The 2,915-nt window shown below is 67.7% G+C and carries 2 protein-coding genes and 1 pseudogene; all 3 read left to right on the forward strand.

Features of this window, described 5'->3' with window-relative positions:
• The first annotated feature begins 658 nt into the window (after positions 1–658).
• Positions 659–922, forward strand: a complete 264-nt coding sequence (locus tag ABZ471_RS44450) for a hypothetical protein (RefSeq protein ID WP_359074858.1) — start codon at positions 659–661, stop codon at positions 920–922.
• A gap of 483 nt (positions 923–1,405) precedes the next feature.
• Positions 1,406–2,257: pseudogene (locus tag ABZ471_RS44455) on the forward strand (ISL3 family transposase); the annotation flags it as partial.
• Between the two features lie 464 nt (positions 2,258–2,721).
• On the forward strand, positions 2,722–2,915 hold a 194-nt coding region (locus tag ABZ471_RS44460; protein WP_359074859.1), incomplete at its 3' end, for a hypothetical protein.

Genomic DNA, 2,915 nt, shown 5'->3' on the forward strand with positions numbered 1-2,915 from the left:
GACCTCCCGTGGCACCAAGGCCCCCGAGCGCCTCGCGGATGGCTCTGCCCGTGGCCTCGCCACTCTCGCGAGCCTGTCTCTGGAGCTCAGCATCCAGATCGATTAGCGAAGGGATGAAGAAGAACTTCAATTCAGCTGGCTGGTCACCGCTGACACAGACGGCGCCGGACGGTTTCACAGGAGCAGGAACCGAACCGGAAGCAGCACCGGGCTCTGCAGCGAAGGCCCCCGGCAGCAGAACTCCGCCCGTCAGGACCACCGCCACCGCCGTCCCGATGACGGCTCTTTTCTTTCTGTTGTTGATCCTCTTGTGACTCAAAATTCCCTTACCTCCAGGGGGTCGGCCCGTGGGAAGACCGACCTGTACGACTTGCGCAGTCCCACACGCCCCCCGTCCGCCCCCCCTACGTCCACCGCCACGAAAAAACTCAACACGTCCGCCACCGAAAAAACATTCCACCAGGATCTTGGGTGACGGACTACGCACAGCCCCGTGGAAGGCGCCGGCACCGGCACCACACACGAGGACGGCACGGGGCGGATGCCCGTGCCGTCCCGAAAAGCGCGCCCCGGCTCAGTCCCTCCCGTATCCCTGATCAACGGTGCCCGACAGCCCCGAATCAGGTTATCGACGGCAGCACTTCCCTGTTCCACAGCAGTGCTGCTCCGCAGCAGCATCACCCTCTATGGCTTCGCCGCCCGGGGAACAGTCCCCGACGGGCGAGGAAGCAACAGCAGCGTTGAGGGATGCAAATTCGCCGAAATCTCCGGAGTCGCCGAAGCCAGCGGAGTCGAAGCCGTCGCCGAAACCATCACCCGCGCCAAACTCGTCTGCACCTGCCTGCCCATCGGCGTCAACCTCGGCGCCAGCCTGGTCGTCCTGCTTGCCCGCCGCCAGCGCCCTTGCCAGCGCCGGCGATGAGCGGATCGAGTTGATGAGGCCGGTGAGACCGTTGAGCTTGTTGGGAGCAGCCAGTGCAACTCCCGAGGAAACAGGCGGAGCAGGGGCCGGCGCACCCCGGAGAAACAGCTGAAGGATCGGCCTGACCGGGCACCGGACGATCAACCGAAGCAGACGCCGAAACACCTGCCCCCGTCGGCGCAGGACGAGCTCGCCGCACCGGGAACCGAACCGAAAGCGGCGCCGAACTCCGCCGCGAACGCTCCCGGCAGCAGCACGCCGGCTGTCAGGACAACCACTGTGCCCGTCGCGACGGCGACTTTCTGCTTCCTGCTGTTGCTTCTCCTGTGGCTCACGCTCCGACCTCCAGGCTCACGTTCCCGGGTTCGATCCTCAGTGAAGGGACTGTAAGAACGTTCGGCTCCGGTCCGTAGTCGGTGGTGACGCCGAGTAGCTGTCTGCGATCATGATCGTGTGATGGATGTCAACTCCCTTATGCTCACGGTGTTTTCCGGGCTGTCGGTGCTGGTCGTCGAAGACGTGGCGGACGGCGGTGACGTGGTGCTGGTTACGGCCCGCACCCGGGAGGATTCGGTGCCGTGTCCGGTGTGCGGGACTCCGACGGCGAAGGTGCACGGGTACCACGGCCGGACGGTGACGGACGTGCCGGTCGACGCCCGCCAGGTCGTCGTCCACCTGCGCGTACGGCGGCTGGTCTGCCCTGTCCCGGGATGCCGGCGGCAGACCTTCCGCGAACAGATCCCCGGGCTGCTGGAGCGCCATCAGCGCCGCACGGTGCGGCTCGCCGCCCAAATATCCCAGGTGGCACGGGAGTTATGCGGCCGGGCGGCCGCCCGCCTCGCCGGTCTGCTGGCCGTGCCCGTTTCCCGCAGTACTGCGCTGCGCCATCTGCGGCGCCTGCCGCTGCCGCATCAGGCGGTCTCGCGGGTGATCGGCGTGGACGACGCCCTGCGCCGCCGCCACCGCTACGCCACGATCATCACGGATGCCCAGACCGGCAGACGCGTCGCGGTCCTGCCCGACCGCGAGACGGCCACCCTGGAGTCCTGGCTGCGGGAGCACGGCAGCGGCGTCGAGGTCGTGTGCCGGGACGGATCGGCCACCTACGCCGAGGCCGTCCGCCGCGTCCTGCCCGACGCGGTGCAGGTCAGCGACCGATGGCACCTCTGGCGCAATCTCTGCGACAAAGTCCTGCTCGAGGTCCGCGCACACGCCGGCTGCTGGGCCACCATCAACCCGCCCCGCCCCGGAGGAGTACGCGAGCAGACCACCCGCGAACGCTGGAACAAGATCCACGATCTCCTCGGCCAGGGCGTCGGCCTGCTCGACTGCGCCCTCCCCGAGGGGGCATGGGCCAGATCTACCCCGCCGAGCTCCCCGATAGCGCCACCGAGCTACCCAATACCACCAAGACCACGGCCGATTGATCGGCTACATCACGACAAGGGACACGACCCACGTGGTCGCGTACGGCAAACGACAGGAGAGTCCGGTACACGTTCTGCGACCCGAAGGAGCCTCCGGCTGAGCCGGAGTCCAGAGTCGGCACGTTGGGCAGCAGAGGTACGAAATGCGTGTAAGCACGTTGGTCTGCGCGCCCGCAGCGGTTACCGGAGTGGTGCTGGTCACAGCAGTGAGTGTTCGCTGCTGCCGAATACGTGTGTGTAGTTAGTGAAGCTACCGCAAATATTCGCCTATCCGCGAGACGCCCGCCAGGCCCGGAGGAAGAGGGAGCACCGCTGTGTCCGCCTGCTGGGTCCAACCGCGCGGCAAGGCACCCGTGCGAGGTGGGACCGGCGTTGAAGGATCCTTGGAACCGGTCGGACGGCGGCGCGGTGTGGCGACGCGACGTTCGCCCCGCGGCTCGTGACCACGTCGCCGCCACCGTCACGTCCGCGCTCGCCCGCCTGCATACCGCCGCGGGCCCCGTGCTCGCGGTCCTCGCCCCGTACGCCCGTCGCCTCAAGCCGCTGTACCCGCGCCCCGGACGCAC

The organism is Streptomyces sp. NPDC005728 (assembly GCF_040630895.1).
In the GTDB taxonomy this organism is placed as follows: Bacteria; Actinomycetota; Actinomycetes; order Streptomycetales; family Streptomycetaceae; genus Streptomyces.